The 22,527-nt window shown below is 39.6% G+C and carries 20 protein-coding genes; 13 read left to right on the top strand and 7 right to left on the bottom strand.

Annotated features, from left to right (window positions below):
- Nucleotides 1-18: 18 nt before the first annotated feature.
- The 6 genes from M8998_RS01670 to M8998_RS01695 all read right to left on the bottom strand — a co-directional run bounded on the left by M8998_RS01670 (nt 19) and on the right by M8998_RS01695 (nt 4,283).
- On the bottom strand, nt 19-990 hold the full coding sequence (locus tag M8998_RS01670; protein ID WP_249990256.1) for a ribonucleoside-diphosphate reductase small subunit: 972 nt from the start codon (nt 988-990) through the stop codon (nt 19-21).
- 15 nt (nt 991-1,005) lie between these two features.
- Nucleotides 1,006-1,632, bottom strand: a complete 627-nt coding sequence (locus tag M8998_RS01675) for a peroxiredoxin (protein ID WP_249990257.1) — start codon at nt 1,630-1,632, stop codon at nt 1,006-1,008.
- Between the two features lie 7 nt (nt 1,633-1,639).
- Nucleotides 1,640-2,083 (bottom strand): tetratricopeptide repeat protein, encoded by a 444-nt coding sequence (locus M8998_RS01680; RefSeq protein WP_249990258.1) that lies wholly within the window; start codon nt 2,081-2,083, stop codon nt 1,640-1,642.
- Between the two features lie 84 nt (nt 2,084-2,167).
- Complete coding sequence (locus tag M8998_RS01685; protein WP_284039966.1) at nt 2,168-2,764, bottom strand: superoxide dismutase; 597 nt, start codon at nt 2,762-2,764, stop codon at nt 2,168-2,170.
- A gap of 31 nt (nt 2,765-2,795) precedes the next feature.
- Nucleotides 2,796-2,969: a hypothetical protein gene (locus M8998_RS01690; RefSeq protein ID WP_249990259.1), complete on the bottom strand. Its 174-nt coding sequence runs from the start codon at nt 2,967-2,969 to the stop codon at nt 2,796-2,798.
- Nucleotides 2,970-3,632: 663 nt separating this feature from the next.
- Entirely contained in the window at nt 3,633-4,283 is a 651-nt protein-coding gene (locus M8998_RS01695; protein WP_249990260.1) for a metal-dependent transcriptional regulator, read from the bottom strand.
- A 328-nt stretch (nt 4,284-4,611) separates the two neighbouring features.
- On the opposite strand from M8998_RS01695, the gene M8998_RS01700 reads away from it, so the two are divergent.
- The 6 genes from M8998_RS01700 to M8998_RS01725 all read left to right on the top strand — a co-directional run bounded on the left by M8998_RS01700 (nt 4,612) and on the right by M8998_RS01725 (nt 14,165).
- Nucleotides 4,612-5,301 carry an AcvB/VirJ family lysyl-phosphatidylglycerol hydrolase gene (locus tag M8998_RS01700; RefSeq protein WP_249990261.1) on the top strand — a complete coding sequence of 230 codons (690 nt, stop codon included), beginning with the start codon at nt 4,612-4,614 and terminating at the stop codon, nt 5,299-5,301.
- An 86-nt stretch (nt 5,302-5,387) separates the two neighbouring features.
- Nucleotides 5,388-7,862: a DUF5686 and carboxypeptidase-like regulatory domain-containing protein gene (locus M8998_RS01705; RefSeq protein ID WP_249990262.1), complete on the top strand. Its 2,475-nt coding sequence runs from the start codon at nt 5,388-5,390 to the stop codon at nt 7,860-7,862.
- Between the two features lie 8 nt (nt 7,863-7,870).
- A complete protein-coding gene (locus M8998_RS01710) occupies nt 7,871-10,459 on the top strand; it encodes a phosphatidylglycerol lysyltransferase domain-containing protein (protein ID WP_249990263.1) in 2,589 nt (862 codons plus the stop codon).
- A gap of 150 nt (nt 10,460-10,609) precedes the next feature.
- Nucleotides 10,610-12,022, top strand: a complete 1,413-nt coding sequence (locus M8998_RS01715) for a phosphatase PAP2 family protein (RefSeq protein ID WP_249990264.1) — start codon at nt 10,610-10,612, stop codon at nt 12,020-12,022.
- A gap of 423 nt (nt 12,023-12,445) precedes the next feature.
- A complete protein-coding gene (locus M8998_RS01720; RefSeq protein ID WP_249990265.1) occupies nt 12,446-13,459 on the top strand; it encodes a sensor histidine kinase in 1,014 nt (337 codons plus the stop codon).
- A 1-nt stretch (nt 13,460) separates the two neighbouring features.
- The gene (locus M8998_RS01725; protein ID WP_249990266.1) at nt 13,461-14,165 is read left to right on the top strand and encodes a LytR/AlgR family response regulator transcription factor; all 705 of its coding nucleotides are present in this window, start codon (nt 13,461-13,463) and stop codon (nt 14,163-14,165) included.
- A 53-nt stretch (nt 14,166-14,218) separates the two neighbouring features.
- Here the strand turns inward: M8998_RS01725 and M8998_RS01730 are convergent, their stop codons facing one another.
- Nucleotides 14,219-14,932, bottom strand: coding sequence for a DUF421 domain-containing protein (locus tag M8998_RS01730; protein WP_249990267.1), 714 nt, complete (start codon nt 14,930-14,932; stop codon nt 14,219-14,221).
- A 235-nt stretch (nt 14,933-15,167) separates the two neighbouring features.
- On the opposite strand from M8998_RS01730, the gene M8998_RS01735 reads away from it, so the two are divergent.
- From M8998_RS01735 to moaA, 7 genes are all read left to right on the top strand, one after another.
- Nucleotides 15,168-15,632, top strand: coding sequence for a (2Fe-2S)-binding protein (locus M8998_RS01735; protein WP_249990268.1), 465 nt, complete (start codon nt 15,168-15,170; stop codon nt 15,630-15,632).
- 5 nt (nt 15,633-15,637) lie between these two features.
- Nucleotides 15,638-17,872 carry a xanthine dehydrogenase family protein molybdopterin-binding subunit gene (locus M8998_RS01740; protein WP_249990269.1) on the top strand — a complete coding sequence of 745 codons (2,235 nt, stop codon included), beginning with the start codon at nt 15,638-15,640 and terminating at the stop codon, nt 17,870-17,872.
- A 125-nt stretch (nt 17,873-17,997) separates the two neighbouring features.
- On the top strand, nt 17,998-19,020 hold the full coding sequence (locus M8998_RS01745; protein WP_249990270.1) for a sensor histidine kinase: 1,023 nt from the start codon (nt 17,998-18,000) through the stop codon (nt 19,018-19,020).
- The gene (locus M8998_RS01750; RefSeq protein ID WP_249990271.1) at nt 19,017-19,772 is read left to right on the top strand and encodes a LytR/AlgR family response regulator transcription factor; all 756 of its coding nucleotides are present in this window, start codon (nt 19,017-19,019) and stop codon (nt 19,770-19,772) included. The genes M8998_RS01745 and M8998_RS01750 overlap by 4 nt, the downstream gene beginning before the upstream one ends.
- Nucleotides 19,773-19,858: 86 nt before the next feature.
- The gene (locus M8998_RS01755; RefSeq protein WP_249990272.1) at nt 19,859-20,266 is read left to right on the top strand and encodes a helix-turn-helix domain-containing protein; all 408 of its coding nucleotides are present in this window, start codon (nt 19,859-19,861) and stop codon (nt 20,264-20,266) included.
- A gap of 123 nt (nt 20,267-20,389) precedes the next feature.
- On the top strand, nt 20,390-21,544 hold the full coding sequence (locus M8998_RS01760) for an XdhC family protein (RefSeq protein ID WP_249990273.1): 1,155 nt from the start codon (nt 20,390-20,392) through the stop codon (nt 21,542-21,544).
- Nucleotides 21,538-22,518 (top strand): GTP 3',8-cyclase MoaA, encoded by a 981-nt coding sequence (moaA, locus tag M8998_RS01765; protein WP_249990274.1) that lies wholly within the window; start codon nt 21,538-21,540, stop codon nt 22,516-22,518. Before M8998_RS01760 ends, moaA begins: the two co-directional genes overlap by 7 nt.
- The last annotated feature ends 9 nt before the right edge of the window (nt 22,519-22,527 follow it).

A 22,527-nucleotide genomic window follows, 5' to 3' on the forward strand; every position in this document is an offset into this window, starting at 1 on the left:
CTACCTATATGATACTTTCTAAAACTCCTCATCCAACGAAAAGTCGTTGTTCCATTTCGCTCCCTGTACAACCCCTGTTTTCTGGTATTCGCCGACACGCCGTTCGAAGAAATTTGTCTTCCCTTGCAAGGAAATAAGTTCCATGAAATCGAAAGGATTGATCGCATTCCAAACCTTTTTGCAACCTAATGCCACAAGTAATCTATCGGCAACAAATTCGATGTATTGGCACATCAGCTCGGCATTCATACCAATTAGGCGGACAGGCAGGGCATCGGTCACAAACTCCTTTTCGATGGCTACGGCATCTATAATGATTTCCTCAACAGTTTCTTCCTGCAATTTGTGTAGCAAATGACGGGTGTATAGCAGGCAGGCAAAATCACAGTGCAAACCCTCATCACGGCTAATCAATTCGTTAGAAAAAGTAAGTCCAGGCATCAGGCCCCTTTTCTTTAGCCAGAATATGGAACAGAAACTACCAGAAAAGAAAATACCTTCCACTGCAGCAAAGGCAATCAGCCTTTCGGCGAAACTGTTGCTTTCTATCCAGCGCAATGCCCAATCTGCCTTTTTGCCAACACAGGGTATCGTGTCGATGGCGCGGAGCAGGTGATCTTTTTCTTGTGCGTCCTTAATGTATGTGTCGATGAGCAGCGAATACATTTCAGAATGGATATTTTCAATCATGATCTGAAAACCATAAAAACAACGGGCTTCTGGGTATTGAACTTCCTGTATGAAGTTGACTGCTAGGTTTTCGTTGACAATACCATCGCTCGCTGCAAAAAATGCCAACACGTGCGAGATGAAATAACGTTCATCCGTGTTAAGCTTATCTTGCCAATCGTTCATATCCGGCGACAAATCCACTTCTTCTACCGTCCAAAAACTCGCCTCTGCATTTTTATAGAATTGCCAAATGTCATCGTGATGAATAGGAAAAACGACAAACCGGTCTTTGTTTTCCTGTAAAATCGGTTCAATCATCTTTAATCCTCCTTTTCATATAGCATTCTTTTCCTTTAATTTTGTCGTTACCGTCTGCTGCCCAGGTGTCCAGCCGCAACCTGTCAGTTCTTCCGTCTGTAAGGCATCCAATACTCGAAGTACTTCGTCCACGTTGCGGCCTACATTCATTGGGTAAACGCTGAGCCATTGGATGATGCCATTGGGGTCAATGATGAATGTTGCACGGTATGCCACTTTCTCATCAGCATCCAAGATTCCCATTTCTTCTGCTAGGGACTTGGAGGTGTCAGCCAACATCGGGATGCTCAATTTCGCCAGTCCGGGGTGGCTCTGTCTCCAACCGAGGTGTACAAATTCCGAGTCAGTCGATGCGCCGATTACCAATGCGTTTCGCGAAGTAAAATCCGCTGAACGTTCGTCAAATTCGATAATCTCCGTTGGGCAGACAAAGGTGAAGTCCTTCGGCCACCAGAACAGAATTGTCCACTTTTCCTGCTTTGACGCATAGGTATTGGTGATGTCTACTATCTCTATTCCATTCTCCTTTGTAAAAATGGCTTTCTTTGTAAATTCGGGCAATCTATTTCCGATTGTCAAAGGGCCTTTTTGGACAAAGGTAGCCTGTTGTCCGGCAACTAACTTTTTTATTGATCCACACATGTTTTTTCTATTTTTTTAAGATTTCATATTCTGTTAACTCTTCTTTAAGCAATTGGAAATTAGCTTCCTGAGATTGCTTATCACTATGCTCTTGGCCAAATACCATCAAAGCTACACCGGCTCGTTTGAGCTCATTTCGAACCTCATCGCTACTAATATCACCGTCTTTCACCAGATACAATAGATAATATATTACTCTTGTCAGCATCCTTTCGGCATCCTCCAACCTACAGAGTTCGATATACGTATTGGCGAGGTTATTACAGGAAATGACAAAGATTTGTATAGTGGGAATGTTGAATTCCAAACATTCTGAACGATGGTCATTTATGACTTCTGCTCGATACAGGGCTTCCTGATAGTTAGAGAGCGCCTGTTCGAAATTTCCTGTATTGAAAAAATCGTTGGCCGAAACCGTCAGCGTTTTCCAATGTTGTTCAATATGTTTCATACATCTTTCACCCATATATTCATCCTTTTCCTTATTCTAAAGTCCCATCTAGAAATGATGCTGTCCATCATATCGCCCGTTCCCTTACTTCAAATTTTTGTTGGCGAAATCCCAATTCACAATGTCCCAAAAGCCTTCTACGAATTTTGGACGGGCATTACGGTAGTCAATGTAATAGGCATGTTCCCATACATCGAGTGTCAATATTGGAGTTTTATTTTGGGTCAATGGCGTATAAGCATCTTTCATCGGAACGATCTCCAAAACGCCTCGCTCGTTTTGTGCCAACCATGCCCAACCCGCGCCAAAGAGCTTGACGGCCGTCTCTGAGAATCTGTTTTTGAAATCGACAAAACTGCCAAAATCACGATTTATCAATTCTGCAATTTTTCCATCTGGCATCTTACCACCATCAGGAGATAGGCAATGCCAAAAAAAGCTATGATTCCAGTGCTGTGCGGCATTGTTGAACAGTGCCGCATTGCCTTCCTGAAAGCCTCTCTGAATGATGTCTTCGACACTCAATTCTCCAAGTGCTGTATCCTTTACCAATCCCTGAAGATTATTTACATAGGTAGCGTGATGCTTTCCATAATGGTAGTCAAAGGTCTCTTCGGTAATGATGGGAATTAAGGCTGTCCTCTCATAAGGTAACTCTGGTAATGTTAAATCAATTTTCATTTTCTCTTCTTTATTATTGTTCGTTTTTTGCTCAGCTTAACAGTCGCACTTTTGTTTTCAGGACTTTTAATGCTCTTTTCAATTCGTTAATATTTTTAAGATGTAGTGTCGCCTTTCTCATATCCTTGCGCAACATATCCTGATCACGAATGCTGGTTTCCAATACCTTCTTTTCCCTTTCCAATAATTGAATTACGTATTCCATAAATCATTTGCTTGTTATCTTATCCATACTGCATTATAGAAATTTAGTCTAGCAAAAATAATAAGTTTTATCCATCTAATAATATAAATCTAAATTTATTTTTAGTCTTGACTAACTTTTGTGTTTTTGCGTCGTGATATTACCACAGAAAAAAAGCCATTTCAAACACTTGTTTAGACTTGAGAACGCCAAATGATAAGATGGATACCGATAAGATTAGCAGGTATTTCGAGATCGAAATACCCACTTTGAGCAGCAAGTTGAAGTGTCGTGCCGTAGAGGTCGTGTTAACCATCGGAATTAAAAACCGATAATGCTTACTGAAATAGGTAGGGAAGGGGCTGTCTTTGTCGTCAGCGAAATGTGGTTTGCTGAACTTTACTTGATCCGAAGGATGTAATTTGACTGATATTCAATCCGCATAACAGCCGAGCAGATGGAACACATGAATTCCCCGCTATTCTTCACTAAGATCAATGAATATTAAATTACTTAAGAAAGATTCGTACAGCTTTTAGGCACTTGGCAAGAGTGGAGAATAAATGAGGAAAGCAATGTCGAACTGAAGGGATGTAAGACTGTTGATAATTGGGAGTTTGATAGTGCAATAGACTTTTACAAGGTCTTTTTGTTTAGATATCACCAAATTTTGTTGTCTGTAAACTAACGCACCAATAGCATATCACAGACTTTCTTACTGAGGCTTTCCTTTCTGCCAGAACTATAAACAATTTTCATTGTACCATCAAAGGACTCGATTTCCTCCACCTCTACGGTTTCACCCAGATAAAGTTCACGCGAATTCAAATAACTGAGAAAGTCAGATGATGATTGTCTCACAGCCATTAGCTTTGCTTTGTCGCCAATTTTACACTCGCTCAATGTTTTGTGTTGAATTCGTACAATTTTGCCATCTTTATCTGGTATAGGTGATCCATGGGGATCTACGGTCGGAAAGCCGAGAATCTCATCCATTTTGTCAAAAAAATCGGAAGCATGGATATGCTCAATTTGTTCCGCGATATTATGTACTTTTTCCCAACCGAAACCCATTTTCTCAACGAGGTACATCTCTGTCAAACGATGTTTTCGAATGATCAAAGCTGCTTCCCGCTTCCCATTTTCTGTTAGCTTGACCGGTTTGTAATTCTCATAATGTACTAGCCCCTTATCAGCGAATCGCTTCATCATATTCGTAACGGAAGACATTTTGACATCGAGCAATTTCCCAATCTCCTTCAACTGAATAAGATCGTGCTCATTGGCAAGGTTAAAAAGTGATTTCAAATAATTCTCTTCGGCAATGCTATACATATATAAAAGGTATTGATAATTGAACTTTTTTAGAAGACAAAGCTAAATCTATTATTTAGTTAAACTTGAATTTAAATTTTTAAATATGCAAATATATAGGAAACTGTATTTGTTGCAATACACCTCCTTTTCTGCTATTACGACGAAATAGTGGTATGATAAAGTCATTTCATCCTTACAAAATGTACGTTCGTCATTTGTTTTTCTGTCTACAATAACTTTTGTATTGTTTTGCATATCAATAAAATGCTGGTGTAAGCAGGATTGTTCTGCGTACTGAAGTTATTATTACATAGCACTTTATTACATATCGAAAATTAAATAGAAAATGCGTAATAATATAAGGGTTCTGATGGCAATTTTTTTTTACTGTTTGGTCGGACAAAAGCAAAGTTATGGTGAAACGCCTGACTATGTCATTCCGCAGATAAGTAGCGATGCGAATAAGAACACACTCATTGTGTTCATAACCGGAGATGGTGGTTATACTAGTTTTAGTAAGGGTTTGTTGAAATATTTTAATCAGGATGGGTATAACCAAATAGTCTTTGATGCAAGGAAATATTTTTGGACGAAGAAAACACCTCAAGTAGCCAGCAGGGATTTTGAAAGGTACATCCAACTTTATTTGGCAAAATCTAAATGCGATAACATCTACTTGATCGGCCATTCATTTTCAGCAGGAATTTTACCGTTCATTATCAACAACTTTTCAAAGAGTTTGCAAAAAAAAATACGACATGCAACATTCCTTTCTCCAGATCGGTATGCGAGCCTAGAGGTAACATTTGCGACGATGCTTAATGTAAAACAAAAACCAAATGAGTTTGAGGTTATTCCGGAAGCATTAAAAATGAAATCTATCTCCTCTGCCTATATCTTCTCTAGAGATGACGAAGAAGAGCGAGCAAGTCTATTTCAAAATGCCGGATTAAAGGTCACTCTCTTAGCGGGACCGCATACTTACAAGAGGGATTTCCAGGCGCTTTATAATGCCATAAAGCTTAATAATCTCTAGGCCACCAACACACTTAAGTAAATTATTTAAACATTCAAGCAAAATTTGTTATGAAATATCTTTGCGCGCTTTTGTTTTTATTTTCTATGTCATTTTTATTTGCTCAAAATAAATTGACAGGGAAAGTTACTAGCATAAGCAGCGGTTTGCCAATTGCAGGAGTCGTTATTAGACATGTAGAGAGTAATGTGGCAACCAGTACTAATAGTAATGGAGAATTCATCATCTCTATTCCATCCAACGAAGGAACACTGTTAATTCAATCGCTTGGTTATGATGAGCAGTCTATTTCTTTGACTCAAGTAGATCAAGACAAAGCGATAGATATCTCGTTGTCTGAAAAGAGCACAGCTATTGAAGAAGTAGTGATTAGAGCTCCTAAAAGAAGACGTTACACTAATAAGAATAATGCTACGGTCGATTTTATTAGAAAAGTTATAGCAAAACGCGATGACAATAATTCGCTCAAAACGTCTCACATACTATTTTCAGAATATGAGAAGCTATCGATGTCGTTAGGAATTGCAAACGAAAAAAGGGCAAATTCTAAGCTGCTTAAAAAATTCAGTTTTTTGGAGGCTGGTATTGATACGGTGAAGTTGCCCGGTCGATCACTCGTACCTATTTATATGAACGAGAAAATTGGAATAAGAACGGTTTCTCAAACCCACGACGAGCAGTATCAATTAATCGATGAAAAGCAATCTCGCGTAGACCAGTTTATCGACGAAGATGGTGTAGATGAGTACCTAGAGAAAATCTATGGATCGAGTAATGTATATGAAAATGATATAGCTATTGGAAATAGGAGGTTTTTAAGCCCGATCGCTTCCTTGGGGCCATCTTTCTATAAATATTATGAAGTAGATACCTTGAACGACACATCTCCAGCACGTTTAAAGATTCAGTTTGTACCCCGCAATCCAGAAGATGCATTATTTTCAGGATATCTATATATAGATCTTGATGGCAGCTATGCTTTGAGCAAGGCCGAACTTACAATTAATGATGTAACCAACATTAATTGGGTTAAAAGCCTAGAGATGGAATATAACTACGCGAAAAATAAAGACAACAAGTACTTCTTAAATAAAAGTGTCGTTAAGATGGATCTTGGAGTATTCCGCAAAGGTATGGACCTCTTTGGTGAAAAAGTAATTACTAGAACCATTGGTGACTCGCCAACAACTATATCAAATCCGTCACCTTATGCGCTTCAGTCAAAAGGGGAAAAAGGTCACTTAATAGATTGGGAGCAAGCGCGTCCAGAAAAACTTAGCAGTTTTGAAACTCAGGCATACAATAACATCGACAGTCTGAAAAATTCAAAGTCTTTCCGCAGAATAATGTCTATAAGTAGTATCATAACCTCAGGTTATGTCACTAAAGGATTGTTTGAAATTGGTCCAATTCCATCTTTTTATAGTTTTAACCCAATCGAGGGAAACCGTTTCAAATTTGGAGGCAACACTACCGATCAATTTAGTAAAAAACTAGTTCTTGATGGGTATGGCGCATACGGTACCAGAGATAAAAAATTTAAATATAATCTGGCAGCTATCTACTCTTTAAACGGCGAATCGGTCTATAAATATCCGGTCAGTTCGATCTCTGTGGGTACATCAAGTGATATACAGATTCCCGGACAAGAGCTAAATTTTTTGGACAATGACAACTTTCTGTTATCATTTCGAAGAGGCCGAAATGATAGGATGATCTATCATCACAAAATATATACAGAATTACATCATGAGTTTGATAATCATACTGCTTTCAAGTTAGGCCTTAAAAGGGAGACGCTGAATCCGGCAGGTCTTCTGAGATTTTATGAAAATAACAATGGAAGCTTAAATAATGAGATCACGACTACAGCGATTACGGCTAGTTTTCGTTGGGCACCTGGAGAGAAAATTTATCAAGGGAAACGCTTTCGTCGCATAATCAACGTAGGAAAGCCTGTTATGTCAATTTCGGGAGAGATTGGTTTAAAGGGTCCATTTGGAAGTGACTACAATTACCAACGATTTATTGTCACCGCTAGTAAGAGATTTTTTATGTCTCAACTGGGATTTTCAGATGTGAATTTTGAGAGCGGTATTCAATTTGGCAAAGTCCCTTACCCATTAGCGATGATTCATAGAGCCAATCAAACGTATGCTTATCAGGCCAACTCTTTCAACCTGATGAATAATATGGAATTTATGAGTGATCGTTATGCATCGTTACAAATACAACACGGTTTTAATGGATTTATTCTGAATAAGATTCCATTGATTAATAAGCTTGATTTACGCGAATGGATATCCGTGAAAACTCTTTTTGGACATATAGATAAAGAAAATAGAGCCGCCGCTATTGGTGAATATTCACCCACTTCGAGGTTCCCAGGAGCAGTGCCTATGCTATACGGCTTAGATCGGGGGCCTTATATAGAAGGAAGTGTAGGACTGGGTAACATTTTCAAAGTGTTGCGTATCGATCTGGTTAGGCGATTCACTTACACAAATAATCCCATGGTTTCTAAATGGGGGATCAGAGCAAAAATAGGAATAGATTTTTAAATACAGTTATGAGTACATTACAATTATCAATCAATAAAAATAATAAGGTTTTATTTCAAGTGTTTTTGGGAATAATCTTGTTATTAGGCGGAATAGCTTTCTTTATGAATCAACGAACGGAGGTAATAGCCGCTGTGCAATTGATTAATCATACATCCTTCCGTTGGCTAGCTATTGGAGCCGTACTTTCAATAGCTTATATAGTCGTGCACGGTCTTATATATCGCTGCAGTTTTAAAACACTTTCGTGCGACCTTTCTATGTCTGTGGCTTTAGAGTTGTTTCTTAAGCGAAATTTCGTTAGTGTTTTTCTTCCAGCGGGAGGATTTACTTCTATTGCCCTTTTTAGAAAGGAAATTGAAAAACAAGGAATATCCCGCCCAACTACAGATTTCGCCTCGGTGATCTATACGTTGCTTAATCTGTTGTCGATTACGGTATTAAGTTTTTTTGTATTGTTCTATTGGGGCATTCAAAATGCCAGCGAGTCCTTCCTAATATTTCTGGCAAGTTCGATAGGTTTTTGGGTTATTATAGCATGTTCCGCCGTCTCATTTTATAAAAAGGGTATATTATACAGGTTAACGGTAAAGTTTTTCCCATCTGCAGAATTGTTTCATAGTGAGCTTCTACGGCATAAGTTGTCAATGAAGCCGTTAATTATGGGTTTATTTTGGGCGCTTATTATCGAGTTGATAGGACTGTTACATCTATATGTGGCCATGTTTGCGCTTAATATTGAACCATCCTTTGATGCTTGTTTAATAGTTTATGCTGTGGCTACTTTATTTTATTGCTTTTCTCCTTTTTTAAAAGGGGTGGGTATTGTAGAAGTTTCAATGGTTCTTTTGCTTCATCGTTTTGGCTATTCTGAGCAACAAGCGATATCAATTTCGTTGCTTTATAGATTACTTGAATTTTGGGCGCCCTTGCTTATTGGGGGGATTACGTTTTTTATTCATAAGGATGGTCTTATTATCCGAACATTACCTGCGATCTTCATTTTTATATCTGGATTGCTATACATTATCTCTTCTATTATTCCATCTTATATTCCACATAGTCAATATATAATCGGAATATTTGACACCCTTGGCCAAGATCCTTCAAATGCATTGATTTTCCTGATTGGCATCGTCTGCATTATTTGTTCCGTTTTTATGATTCGCGGCTTACGCGCAGCCTGGTATTTCGGGCTAATTTTTTGCTGCTTTATGGTTCTATTTGGTTTGATACAGGATACTGCTTATGTAGACAGTATAATAGCTTTTGGTATAAGTCTAATTCTGCTATGTTCTTACAAGCATTATTTCGTTTCTAATAGGAAAATATTATCCATATCAAAACGTGGTCAATTTATTTTTCTTGTTTCCGGTGTCATACTCTACGGTATTGCTGGATTTTGCTATCTGCAAATAGAGCATTTCTCCATGGACTTTTCAATTGAATCTGTGCTAAAAGCAACTTCTAAAGGTTTTATTTTACTAGATACTACAGCCGGTAATCCTAAGACATTGCTTGCGCACCTATTTTTATATTCACTTAATCTTTTTGGTGTATTAAGCATTTCCGCCATCTTATACTTTGTCTTCAAGCCAATGTCTAGCCAGTGTTCAGAAAGTGAAACAAAAACAGCAGAGGCACAAGCGATACTAAATAGGTATGGAAGATCACCCGTTGATTACTTCAAAACTTATGGAGACAAAACGCTCTTTTTCAATGAAAGTAAGACCGGATTTATATCATACAAAGTCAGTATGGGCTTTGCAGTGGCTCTTGAAGGACCAGTTTGTGAGGATGATCGAAATATTATCATGGATTTAATCCGATCATTCGAAGAGTATTGCCGAAAAAAAGGATTAAAAGTTACGTATTACAGGGTTGATCAACAACACCTTGAATTGTATCAGTCATTAGGCAAGAAACATTTTCTTATAGGAGAAGAAGCTATTGTCGATGTGCATAATTTCAATTTGCAAGGGAAAAAGCGAAAATCTTTGAGGAATGCCGTTAATAACATTGATAGGAAAGGCTATCGTTCCGAATGCTACCGCGCTCCACTATCAGATGAATTCATAGAAAGACTTCGGCTCGTTTCAGATAATTGGCTCATAGAGATGAAGCGAAGTGAACGCGTCTTTTCACAAGGTATGTTTGATCCCGAAAAAATACGAGATAATGATGTAATTACTTTGGAAGATGCCGAAGGCAACGTTTTGGCATTTTTAAACATCATTCCAAACTACGCGCCAAGGGAAGCTACTTACGATTTGATCAGAAAGCTAGATATTGCACCAGGTGGAAATATGGATGTATTACTCCTACGATTCATGGATTACTGTCGGGATGAGGGGTATCAGATGTTAAATATGGGCTTAGCACCTCTCTCGGGATTTGATAAAAAAAATGGGGTCATCGAATCCACAATTAGTTTTTTGTATAATAAAAATTCACACTTTAAAAGCACCAGGGGGCTTAGAGAATTTAAAGAAAAGTTTGAACCTCATTGGGTGGAAAAGTACATCGTTTACTCCTACGATATTGATCTACTTGCAGCTCCTCTAGTTCTAAGTAAAGTAATGAGAAACCGAAAGTGATGATAAAACGCTTATTCGCTCCCTTGCCTTTGATCTCTCAGGTAACTAAATAGTTGGCGGGATTAAGATAAGCCGGAAATCACATCCATCTCTCTGATGCAGAACAATTAAAACAGCTGCTGTTACAGTTAACTCTAACTTTATTTTAATATGAGAACAGGCTTAATGTATTTAATACTACGCTTAAGGATTGTTTTTGTTGCTATCCTTCTTGTAAACACGAGCACTTATGCACAATCGCTATCTAGCAAGAATGCGCCATTCTTACATCGAGATAGCTTAGCTGTAGAAAATATTGGAAAATCTTTTTTTAAAAAAGACGCGGTAAGAATTGGTCTTACACCAACAATATTCTTCGCTGCGAGTGCTGCGACGTGGGGTAGTAGAGAGAATATAAGAGAAATTCGTAATCGGTACATTCCTACTTTTGCAAATCATTATGATGATTATATGCAGTATATGCCAGCTCTTAGTGTTTATGCCCTAAACCTTTCCGGAGTAAAAGGCCGCAACAATCTTGGACGCGCTACGGTATCCTACGCTATGAGCGCTGCTATTATGGCGATTATTGTCAATTCGATAAAATATACTGCTAATGTAGAAAGACCAGATGCCTCTAGTGCCAACTCCTTTCCTTCTGGGCACACATCCAATGCATTTATGAATGCAACTTTTATGCATAAGGAGTACGGCCAAATAAGTCCTATGTACAGTGTTGCGGGTTATTCAATGAGTACTTTTACTGGTATTGGAAGGGGGCTTAACAACAGACATTGGATTTCGGATGTGCTGGCTGGAGCAGGTATTGGCATAATTTCTACACAACTCGGATATCTCTTTGTAAACAAGTTGTACAAGAATGATGGTGACCGCCCGAACAATTTCCATTTTGAAAACAAGAACAATAACTTCTCTTATCTATCATTGAAAATGGGCTTCGCGTCCGCACGTAGAAATCTGATGGACGACCTCGATTTAGGGATTTACTCGCAGACCGGTTTTGAAGCAGGTCTGGATGGGGCGTATTATTTCAGCAAGAATGTGGGAGTGGGCGCCGATTTCTCCTTTTCGAGTTTTCCGATAAGTACAAGCAAAACAACCTTTATAGACCCAGAAATAGGCTCTGGGACATCCTCGATAATAACGCAATCTGTGGGTGTTTTGAATTTCACAATAGGACCCCATTACACCTACCAAATCTCTCCCAATTGGCTTGCACATGCCAAAGTAGGGGCGGGGGTAGCTGCTGGTGCTACCGGAAAAGTATCTTTTAAATTTGAGGATGACGATCACAACGTCTTAAACAATGAAATAGATTTACTCACTTATAAACCCTCTAGGTCTTTCAAAGTCAACGGTGGACTTAGTCTTACAAGAATGTTGAATGCGGAATTAGGAATTACGCTCTACGCCGATTATCACCATTTGAGACCTGTTTTCACCTATACCATCTCAGACGACATCCAAGAACCCAGTCAAGAACCGTCATCAAGTTTACAATTTAGGAAAAAAAATAATATGGATTATTTTACTACTGGATTAAAGCTAACTGCATTTTTTTAGGTTTCAGCGATATATTTTATGCCTGAAAAAGTGATACTTCGAATACAAGTAAGTCGTAATATAAAGAAGTATTTTTCGAACAAACCCTACCGGCCATCTCGGCACCAATAACTAATTATCCATTCCAATACCCCCTCCATTCTAATTTGTCTTATTGTCCTATGATTACGGCTTTTTGTGGGAACGTTAAAAGCTCAAGTGCAATACTTTTGTGCAGTAAATATATATGGGTGTTACAGAGAGTTAAATCCTCGGCTAATATTAGTAAATAAATAAGACAATAGTGATTAAGCCATGAAAAACGGAGTGTAGTTATATCACGATGTCTAATGCCTAAGCGCAGAGAGCAGTATCATAAGGTAATATAACAAGCTAAAAGAAAAAATTACTCTACCCGAATTTAGTATTATTTGAGTGAATGTTATGAAATTAAGTTTACGTAAAAACTGGAGCCTAGAATTACTCATTTTCTGTTCTATGCTTATTATAACAATGCTTCAGGAGTGGATTTATATAAATTCGATAGAAGACTTTTTCAAGGGATTTGTTTTTTTCTTAATTCTCTATTTACAAGCACAGGTTCACAGATTTGTGGTATTTAGGTATTATCTTCTTAAAAAGTACTTCATCTACATTGTCTATTCTTTAGTATTAATCCTAGTTGGGGCCATCATACTTCTAGTCGCTGATATGAAGTGGATAGATCCTGATTTTTATGATTCTGGAGAGTTAGCTATTGGGTTTTTGTATAATCTCTTTATTTGTATCATCAGTACTGCGACAGTAATGGCTATTTCTTTGATGAAGGGCTATGCTAATGAGGTACAACGTGCGCAATTAAATCAGATTTTATTCAATGAGATGAATCTAAAGTTTTTACATGCTCAACTAAATCCTCATTTCTTTTTCAATATGCTACATAATCTGTATGGGGTGAGTCTAACTGAGCCTAAACGAACACCTGAACTTATTATTAAAGTTTCCGAATTAATGCGTTATCAAATAGAAAATGGCAACACGTCAAAGGTTTCATTATCCAATGAGATAAACTTCATTCGCAATTATGTTGATTTAGAAAGAGAAAGAATTGGTAAAAGGTGTAATATCATATTTAGGTGCTCTCATTCTACAAATGAAATTGAATATTTAAAAATATCCCCACTGTTGCTAATTATCCTTGTCGAAAACAGTTTCAAACACAGTTGTAATCAAACTTTTTGGTTTGTTCACATTTCCATCGAATTAAAAGGCAATGTATTACGTATGATTATAATTAACTCAATCGGGGATGAAGATTTTAAGGAACAATCTACACACCTGGGTCTCGATAATCTTAAACAACGCTTATCCTATGTTTATAATGATGATTTCATCTTGGAGAGCCACAAATTAGCATCTCATTACAAAACTATCCTGGTCTTAAATCTTGATAACTAATATGAACATACTGAAGTGTATTATCGTAGATGATGAAGAAGGAGGGCATCGTGTGTTAGAACACTTTATAGGCCAGGTAAGATATCTCAATCTCAGTATTTCGATCTTCAATACTGTTGAAGCCATGGAATATATATATAATAACGAGGTGGATCTTGTGTTTCTAGATATCAACATGCCTGGATTAACGGGGATGGAGATGCTGGAGACTATGTCAAATAGACCATTCGTAATTCTTACTACCGCTTATGAAGAGTACGCTTTAGAAGCGTATAAGTATGATGTTATCGACTATTTGTTAAAGCCTTTTGATTTTAAAAGATTTCTTTCTGCTATTGATAAGGTAGTAAATCGATTAGAAGGCAAAAGTGTTGAAAAACAGGCTAGTATAGATTTGGAAGATATTGTGTTAAAAGTTAACAATGAAATCCTCAAAATACCTTTTAATTCAATATTGTACACGCAAAGCTGTGGTAATTACGTGAAGTTTTTTACGGCGAACAAGATGTTTATAAGCCAGATAAGAACGCAGGAAGTCGAAGCTAAATTAAATCCAAAGCATTTTATCAGAATTCATAAGTCTTACCTGGTCGCAACTAGAGAAATTTACAAAATTACGGGGGGAGAATTATACTTAAGAGACGGAACAATTCTTCCTATTGGAAAGTTCTATAAAAAGAATGTGATTGATACGATCAAAAACTAAGCAAAGGAAATCCGATGGCTGTGGTATATTTTTATTGAATTTGCTATTGAGTATCAGGTTATTCTCCTATCGTTTGATGCACGTAGCCAGTAAGTATTATTGCATCGCTTACAAACACTATTATTCGTTAAATATTCGATTGCGCCACAGTTTGTACAGGCATAGTGCCCTTCAATTTCTATTTCGTCTGTTCTATTTTTGTACTCCCTCGGCAAGATGGGAAGACCATATTTGACCAACTTATCTTCGAAATAAAAAATACTAAGCTTTCCATTTGTTTCGAGTATCGCCGTTTTGATCTGGCCTATATGAGAAACATTAGCTTCCCTCATTTCTGCAAAAAATTCGTCTTCGCCCAGCGTATGTGCTTTTTTCGCTTCCAGACTGAACATACCATCTTCAATAACGTAAAGAGGCTGGCCCTCAATTAAGGATTCCACTTTTGTATGACGAGCAGAAATATAGGTAATTAGTCGGTACAGTAATAAGGTAGACACAAATGCTATCAAGGAAGGTACAATCGCCATATCTTCAACAATCATAGGGTCGCCTGCTGCAGATCCCAAGGCGATGATAATAGCTACTTCGTAAATACTTAATTGGCGAATACCCTTTTTGCCCGTTAATCTTAAGAATGTAATGATGATAGCAAACATGATCGTCGTTCTAAATACGATCTCAAATGCGTAGCTAAAGTCTAAATTGTGCAAAAAGACTTTCTCGAAAAAAGCCATCATTTCTGTCGCGTTCAATAAATGATTTTGCATGTTGGTTTTTCTAAATTATAGTATAATGCGTTGTGAGAGGAATAAAATTAGGCTTTTAAGAATTTTCTTTTTTTCGCCTCATCATGGTGTTTAAAGTGTGAGCGGTAGATATTTATATTACGATAGATGACAAATCGGGCTAATCACAACCAAGCTCGTAGCTGCTTGTTACCTAGCTTCCACAACATTATGAAGAAAAAAATGTTTTATTAATAACTAACCTTCTACGATATATATGGAAAATGTGTTTAAAATTCTTGTCAATGGTAAGGATTGTCAGATAAAGGCAGATCCAGAAACACCGATGTTGTACATTTTACGAAATAATCTCACCCTCAACGGGCCGAAATTTGGTTGCGGATTAGTACAATGTGGCGCCTGTATGATGCTTATTGATGGGGTTGCAGTACCATCCTGTACGTATCCGCTTCAAAATGTGGGGCAATCTGAAGTCACTACGCTTGAAGGTTTGAGCCAAGAAGGCGAACAACTTCATCCAGTACAGCAATCTTTTTTTGAGGAGCAGGCAGCGCAATGTGGCTATTGTACCAATGGGCTAATCATGGCCTCTGTAGCTTTACTACGTCGCAAATCAAATCCCTCCGAAACAGAAATTAGAGCCGAACTTCAACGAAATATCTGTCGTTGCGGTATACATGCCAGAGCCATTCGTGCCGTTAAAAAGCTTGCAGATCGCTAGAAACTATGGAAAAAAATCAACAAAGTAGACGTGCATTTATTCAATCTTTAGGCGTATTGGCCATTGGTTTTTCCATGTCGGGCACGGCATGTTCTAGATCCGAGAAACAGCAAGCAGATCCATCTGCACCCGAAATACGAACAAGGGAACTGGATATGGAAGAAATTGATTCCTGGTTAGTCATTCGAGAGGATGGTCGTGTAACCATTATGACCGGAAAAATGGAGTTGGGGCAAGGAATAACGACCGCGATTGCCCAAGTTGCTGCCGAGGAATTGAATATGAATATGTCGCTTATTGATGTTCATTTGGCAGAAACAGGTTATACGCCAGACGAAGGGTACACCGCAGGAAGCAGATCCATTGAGACCAGCGCGATGTCGGTTCGCAGGGCGGCTGCATCGGCTCGCGAATACTTGCTTGAAATGGCATCTCAGGAACTATCAACTCCAAAAATAGCTTTAACGCTTGAAGATGGGAAGATTAGTGGACAAGGGAAATCTACTGCGATTTATACCTTATTAAATGGAAAATATTTCGAAACTAAGATTTCTTCGGATGCACCTTTATACGCTAATTCTGAACGAAAGATTGTAGGCCGGTCTGTCGCGCGTATGGATATCAAATCTATGGTTACCGGCAAATCGCATTTTATACATGATCTTCGTTTCCCGGATATGGTACATGCGCGCATCGTTCGCCCTCCTGCTCAGGCTGCCAAATTAACTTCCGTAGCTACGCAGGCAATTTCGAAACTTCCTGGCTTAGCTAAGTTTATACGGATTGGTAGTCTTGTGGCCGTGATAGCAGAAGATGAATATCAGACGATTAAACTCGCTAAAGCAGTATCGCATCATCTCACCTGGGATTATCAAAAAGCGCTACCGGCAAATAGGTCGCTTATGCAGCATATTAGATCACTACCTACGGATAGCAAAATAGATGAAAAAAGCGAGGCTTGGTCTGATAGCACCATAGCCAACTCTCCGGTGAGGCACCGAGCTGCTTATTTTAAGCCGTATATTATGCATGCCGCTAATGGCCCTTCCTGCGGAATTGCACGTTACGAGGACGGAAAGCTTTGGGTATGGACACATAGCCAAGGCGTCTATCCATTACGGGGAGCGCTTGTGGACCTACTTGGATTAGCGGAAGAACATATACATGTTAAAGGCGTTCCCGGTTCGGGTTGCTATGGCCACAATGGTGCAGATGATGTCGCTGCCGAAGCCGCATTACTAGCGATGGAATTTCCGGGTAGGCATGTGCGTTTACAATGGATGCGCGAAGAGGAAAATGCTTGGGAGCCTTACGGTACTGCGATGGTGTTAGAGGTGGAGGCTGGTTTGGATAGCCAAGGCCGTATCAAAGGCTGGAAGTATGATTTATGGTCGGACGATCACGGCGTGAGGCCGGGTGGAGATGCAGACAATTTGATGCCTGCTTGGTATATCGAAAAGGGACACGGAGAGGCTAAGTCCGGATTTAGAGGAGGAGCGACCCGTAATTCGGAGCCATATTACACCATACCACAACTGCATCTGCAATCTCATATTTTTCGAGGCCCACTACGAAGATCCTCCTTACGAGGCTTAGGCGCCTATGCAAATGTGTTTGCGATCGAATCGTTTATGGATGAGCTGGCGGAGAAAGCGAACATAGATCCCATTGATTTTAGGATCCGTCATTTGAATGATGAAAGGGCTATTGCCTGTCTAAAACAACTGGCAAACCAAATTAGAAGCATCAAGAAGCAGAACCAGCAAGGCATCGGTATTGGGTTTGCTCGCTATAAAAATCAGGCAGCCTATTGCGCTGTAGCAGCACACGTACGGGTAGATCAGCAAACCAATAAGGTCGAAGTAATAAAATTATGGGCTGTGGTAGATGCCGGAGAGGTGATCAATCCAGATGGACTGAAAAATCAGATCGAAGGAGGGATGGTGCAGTCCATCAGCTGGGGTCTTATGGAAGAAGTCAATTTTGATGATACGCAGGTCACCAATTTAAATTGGGATTCTTACCCGATTTTACGTTTTCAGGAAGCTCCTGCTATACATATTGACGTGATTGACCACCCCCATGAGGTGCCGCTTGGTGCAGGGGAGGCAGCGCAAGGTCCCGCTACAGCAGCCCTGGTAAACGCAGTCTATCAGGCTACAGGAATCCGTGTGCGACAGCTTCCCGTTATCAAAGCATTGAAGCATAGCGCACTTGGCCTCAAACTCGCTGAGTTATGATGGTTAGCGCAGACTTATTTATATCACTAGATTTTATTCGTGATTATCAATATATTTTCGTGTTAACGCGTAGAAGTGTCATTTTGCTTTTATAAAGTGATAGCTTTACAGCTATTTTAAGGATCATGGTACAGCGATATTATACAACCTATCAAATTCTTCTGCTCAGTTCGCTGGTGGCGCTATTTCTAATTTTTCCGGATATTGTTTGGACGCCCTACGAGATGCGCGATATGCCCGCAGATCGACGACCATTCCATATTTTATTTTCGGTATTGCGATACGTCTATTTTACGTTATTAGTTTATCAGTTAATCAAGGTGAATCTAGAAAAATGGTCAACTACCAGTTTTTTGAAACGCCTTTTGCATAGTGCAATGGTTGTCGTAATAGCCTATATCTTGTATGGCATTATTTCCTATTCTTTATATGGCCGCATACGTCACTTCGGAAGCCTAGTGTTGTTTCAGTTTTTTATCGTCGCCATCCTCAGTGCGTTGATAGGACATATTTATTTATTGTATCAACTGCAAAGAAGTAAAGAAAAAGAAATTGAATTATTGAAAGTCGAAAATTTGCAAAGCCAATACGACGCGCTTACCAATCAAATAAATCCTCATTTCTTCTTTAACTCTCTTCATGGATTGACTTCGTTGATTCGAAAGCAAAATCAAGAAGCCACACTGACCTACGTGGAGAAACTATCCGATGTGTTTCGATACATACTTAGAAGTGATAAGAAAGGTCTGGTGAGTGTCGCAGAAGAGTTAGCTTTCGTACGTTCATTCGCTTATATGATGGAAGTACGTTTTGCCAATAAGATCCATTTTGAGATTGCCGTAAACCAGGATGTTTTGACCGATCAACTACCGGTGCTGTCTATTCTGCCATTGCTGGATAATATTGTAGTACACAATACAATCGACAGCCTTCATCCGATGCACATCCGTATAGATACGGAGCAAGCAGATCGTTTACGAATCAGCAGTCCTATTTTCCCTAAAATCAGACAGCCAGAAACGACAGGTACGGGGTTGAAAAATTTGCAGAGTCGCTTCCAGCTATTGCTCAATAAAGAAGTAATCATTGAAAAGCGTATGGATACATTTACCGTGACTTTACCATTAAATAAGATTGACGTAGTATGAAGGTCTTAATTGTAGAAGATGAAACTGCGGCTTACGATAGTTTGATCGCTATTCTGTCGGAGATAGATCCTTCCATCAGCATTGTAGGAAACACCGAAGGAGTAGCACAAACTATTCAATGGTTACAAACGCAGTCATTGCCAGATCTTATCTTTATGGATATCCATTTGTCTGACGGTCATGCTTTTATGCTATTTGAAGAGATGCTAATTGACGTGCCTATTATCTTCACTACGGCGTATGATACGTATGCTATTGACGCCTTTAAAGTAAATAGCGTTGATTACCTTTTAAAGCCTCTGATGAACGCAGACGTGGAGAGTGCAATAAACAAGTGGAAGAGAAGAACGCAGCAAGAAATGGTGCTGTATCAAAAGTCTACAAAGGATGTAATGGAACAATTGTCTTATCCGGAGAAACTGTTGGTTCCTCAGCGTGATAAACTGATGCCTATTGCGCTCAATAGTGTAGCCTGTTTTTATACCACAGAAAAGAATACCAGCTTGCATTTAGACACAGGTATCGTGTTGCGCTACGCGAAGACATTGGAGCAAATTACCTCCTCATTAAATCCAAAGCTATTCTATCGTGCCAATAAGCAATTCATCATCGCTCGAGAAAGTGTGGTAGACGTAGTGGTTTGCACCGATAGTCGCTTGCAGGTTAACTTGAATATTGCCGTTCCAGAAATCATTTTTGTGAGTAAAAATCGGGCAGCCGATTTCAAAGAGTGGCTGATTCAAAGTAAGTAGCGGCTTTGTATTCGTCTTGAGTGGTAAATATTTCGCTTTAGTACCTGTTGTTAAATGTTTGGGGCAATTATTGATAAGTTTGAATTATGAATTGGCTTACATCCTTTGCGTCGTCTACTATTGCTAGAAAAAACCTACTGCTCCAATTAGAAGCACTATTGGATGCGTATTACGAGCGTGGCGAGCAACTAGAACTGGGCGTGCCCACCGTTAATTATTGTGCCGATCAACTGAATTTATCGGCAAATTATTTCGGAGATTTGATTAAATTGGAGACGGGATTACCTGCTAAGACGCATATTCAAAACTGGATTATTGCCAGAGCGATTCATAAAGTAGTCTGCTCAACCTATACAGTAAGCGAAATCTCTTACCTGTTGGGGTTCAATTATCCACAACATTTCTGCCGGTTCTTTAAAAATAAAGTCGGACATACACCGGTAGCGTTCCGTAAGCAGTATACCACGGAAGACGTGACGGCGTCTGCTAGGTAAGCTCCTATAGGTTTTCTGCAAAAGCATGATCTCCAATCATATTGGATATAAACGAAGAGATTGCATGATTTTTGTGGAACCAAAGTAAATCACTTGGCACAGGATCCCTAATAATTTTGAAGGATGAAAGAGATACACGATATAGTCGAAGCTTATGATAAGGCAAGAAGCCAAGCCAAGCAGGCAGTACTGGCTACAGTCGTGCGCGTAGAGGGGTCTTCTTATCGGCGCCCAGGCGCCAGGATGTTGGTTACCGACGACGGACAGATCACAGGTGCCATCAGCGGTGGCTGCCTGGAAGGTGATGCCTTAAATCGGGCGCTCTTGGCTGCCTACCAAAAGGAAAATAAGCTCATTACCTATGATACCACAAAAGACAGTGATGCCGCTTTTGGCGTACAATTAGGCTGCAATGGTATCGTGCACATTCTGTTTGAGTATATCGATGCCGAGCAGGATTATAATCCCATCGCTTTATTACGAGAGTTAATTCAGTATCGATCGCATGCGGTAATCGCTGTTCAATACGCATTGGAACAGCGCGACAGACAGCGAGGTACCTTTTTACTGGTTAAAGAGGATTTAGGTACGCAGAAAAGCTCACCACCAGCCGCTTCATCTATATCCTATAATTTGCAGCAGGATATAAACCAGGTGCTGGAGAACAAGCGTTCGCATCAAACTGCGATCGTTGACCAAGGTGTTTCTCAAGACATCTTGCTTGAGCACATTGCTCCGCCCATTGCATTGTTCATCTTTGGTGCCGGGAATGATGCTCAGCCGCTAGCGGAACTTGCTTCGGTGTTGAACTGGCCGGTTACGGTCATTGATGGGCGCGCGACGCATGCTACGGCTCGTCGGTTTCCAAAGGCAAAGCGTGTCTTGATCGCTCCGGCTTCTGAGGCAATTGCCCAACTTTCCATTGATTCGTATTCCGTAGCTGTGTTAATGACACATAACTATAATTATGATCGGGATGTATTACATCAATTAATACAATCTGATAGTCCGTACATTGGATTGTTAGGTCCTAAAAAGCGATTTGATCGATTGATGGCTGAACTCAACGAGCAAGGTAATCCGCCAGATTTCCTTGATATGACACGTTTATTCGGACCAATAGGTCTGGATATCGGCTCAGAAACATCAGAAGAAATTGCACTTTCGATCCTTTCAGAAATAAAGGCAGTCATGAGTAATCGTGATGGAAGATCGCTCCGCGAACGTACGACAAAGATGCATGGCAATACACCTATTTTAGCTGGTCATGTATGCTAGTAGATCAATTCGGACGCCAACATACGTACCTGCGTATATCGCTTACAGACAACTGCAATTTGCGGTGTTTCTACTGCATGCCCGAAGAGGATTACAGTTTTGCACCGCGAGCACAGCTCATGCAGCCTGCGGAGATTGATTTTCTTGCTCGTCGATTTATTGATTTAGGAGTAAATAAGATCCGTCTTACTGGTGGAGAACCGTTTGTACGTAAAGATGCGGATCTAATCATGGCCGGGCTGGCGCAACTGCCGGTTGAATTGGCTTGTACGACCAATGGAATACGGATAGACGACTTGTTGCCCGAAATACAAGCCTGTAATTTCAGCAGTATGAACGTGAGTCTGGACACCCTAAAGCGCGACAAATTTTTACAGATCACACGCCGCGATTTGTTTGATCGTGTCTATAACAATATCGATCTTTTGTTGCAAGAAGGGATTCCCTGTAAAATCAATATGGTGGTCATGAAGGGGTTGAATGATGACGAGTTAGTTGATTTTATGGCCTTAACCAAAGACCATCCAATCGAAGTAAGGTTTATCGAGTTTATGCCTTTTTCCGGAAATAAGTGGACGAGCAATCAAGTGCTAACGCATGCGGAGATTCTGGACTCCTTGGATATTGATCCAGAATTACACCTCATGCCCGGCAGTCCACATGATACCGCAAAGCGGTATAAAATTCCTGGCTATCGAGGAAATATTGCAGTCATCAGTTCCATGAGCGAACCGTTCTGTAGCGGTTGTAACCGAATCCGGTTAACGGCTGACGGGAAATTGAAAAATTGCCTGTTTTCAGATAGTGAAGTAGACCTGCTCACACCACTACGTACAGGAGAAGATCCCGTTCCGTTGATCAAAGCACATATTTATAAGAAGAAGGCTAAACTAGGAGGGCAGATGACGCAAGATTTTAATGATTTGGAAGCAGAAAAGCTTTCAAACAGAAGCATGATTCGTATCGGTGGATAATAAGAATGC

This window comes from Sphingobacterium sp. lm-10 (genome assembly GCF_023554555.1).
In the GTDB taxonomy this organism is placed as follows: domain Bacteria; phylum Bacteroidota; class Bacteroidia; order Sphingobacteriales; family Sphingobacteriaceae; genus Sphingobacterium.

What these genes read in the sequence shown, in the direction of transcription:
- M8998_RS01715 (WP_249990264.1), top strand. Translation starts at nt 10,610, where the DNA reads ATGAGAACAGGCTTAATGTATTTAATACTACGCTTAAGGATTGTTTTT.
- M8998_RS01755 (WP_249990272.1), top strand. Translation starts at nt 19,859, where the DNA reads ATGAATTGGCTTACATCCTTTGCGTCGTCTACTATTGCTAGAAAAAAC.
- M8998_RS01740 (WP_249990269.1), top strand. Translation starts at nt 15,638, where the DNA reads ATGGAAAAAAATCAACAAAGTAGACGTGCATTTATTCAATCTTTAGGC.
- M8998_RS01750 (WP_249990271.1), top strand. Translation starts at nt 19,017, where the DNA reads ATGAAGGTCTTAATTGTAGAAGATGAAACTGCGGCTTACGATAGTTTG.
- M8998_RS01675 (WP_249990257.1), bottom strand. Translation starts at nt 1,632, where the DNA reads ATGTGTGGATCAATAAAAAAGTTAGTTGCCGGACAACAGGCTACCTTT.
- M8998_RS01745 (WP_249990270.1), top strand. Translation starts at nt 17,998, where the DNA reads ATGGTACAGCGATATTATACAACCTATCAAATTCTTCTGCTCAGTTCG.
- M8998_RS01720 (WP_249990265.1), top strand. Translation starts at nt 12,446, where the DNA reads ATGAAATTAAGTTTACGTAAAAACTGGAGCCTAGAATTACTCATTTTC.
- M8998_RS01705 (WP_249990262.1), top strand. Translation starts at nt 5,388, where the DNA reads ATGTCATTTTTATTTGCTCAAAATAAATTGACAGGGAAAGTTACTAGC.
- M8998_RS01735 (WP_249990268.1), top strand. Translation starts at nt 15,168, where the DNA reads ATGGAAAATGTGTTTAAAATTCTTGTCAATGGTAAGGATTGTCAGATA.
- M8998_RS01690 (WP_249990259.1), bottom strand. Translation starts at nt 2,969, where the DNA reads ATGGAATACGTAATTCAATTATTGGAAAGGGAAAAGAAGGTATTGGAA.
- M8998_RS01730 (WP_249990267.1), bottom strand. Translation starts at nt 14,932, where the DNA reads ATGCAAAATCATTTATTGAACGCGACAGAAATGATGGCTTTTTTCGAG.
- M8998_RS01760 (WP_249990273.1), top strand. Translation starts at nt 20,390, where the DNA reads ATGAAAGAGATACACGATATAGTCGAAGCTTATGATAAGGCAAGAAGC.
- M8998_RS01670 (WP_249990256.1), bottom strand. Translation starts at nt 990, where the DNA reads ATGATTGAACCGATTTTACAGGAAAACAAAGACCGGTTTGTCGTTTTT.
- M8998_RS01680 (WP_249990258.1), bottom strand. Translation starts at nt 2,083, where the DNA reads ATGAAACATATTGAACAACATTGGAAAACGCTGACGGTTTCGGCCAAC.
- M8998_RS01685 (WP_284039966.1), bottom strand. Translation starts at nt 2,764, where the DNA reads ATGAAAATTGATTTAACATTACCAGAGTTACCTTATGAGAGGACAGCC.
- M8998_RS01700 (WP_249990261.1), top strand. Translation starts at nt 4,612, where the DNA reads ATGCGTAATAATATAAGGGTTCTGATGGCAATTTTTTTTTACTGTTTG.
- M8998_RS01725 (WP_249990266.1), top strand. Translation starts at nt 13,461, where the DNA reads ATGAACATACTGAAGTGTATTATCGTAGATGATGAAGAAGGAGGGCAT.
- moaA (WP_249990274.1), top strand. Translation starts at nt 21,538, where the DNA reads ATGCTAGTAGATCAATTCGGACGCCAACATACGTACCTGCGTATATCG.
- M8998_RS01710 (WP_249990263.1), top strand. Translation starts at nt 7,871, where the DNA reads ATGAGTACATTACAATTATCAATCAATAAAAATAATAAGGTTTTATTT.
- M8998_RS01695 (WP_249990260.1), bottom strand. Translation starts at nt 4,283, where the DNA reads ATGTATAGCATTGCCGAAGAGAATTATTTGAAATCACTTTTTAACCTT.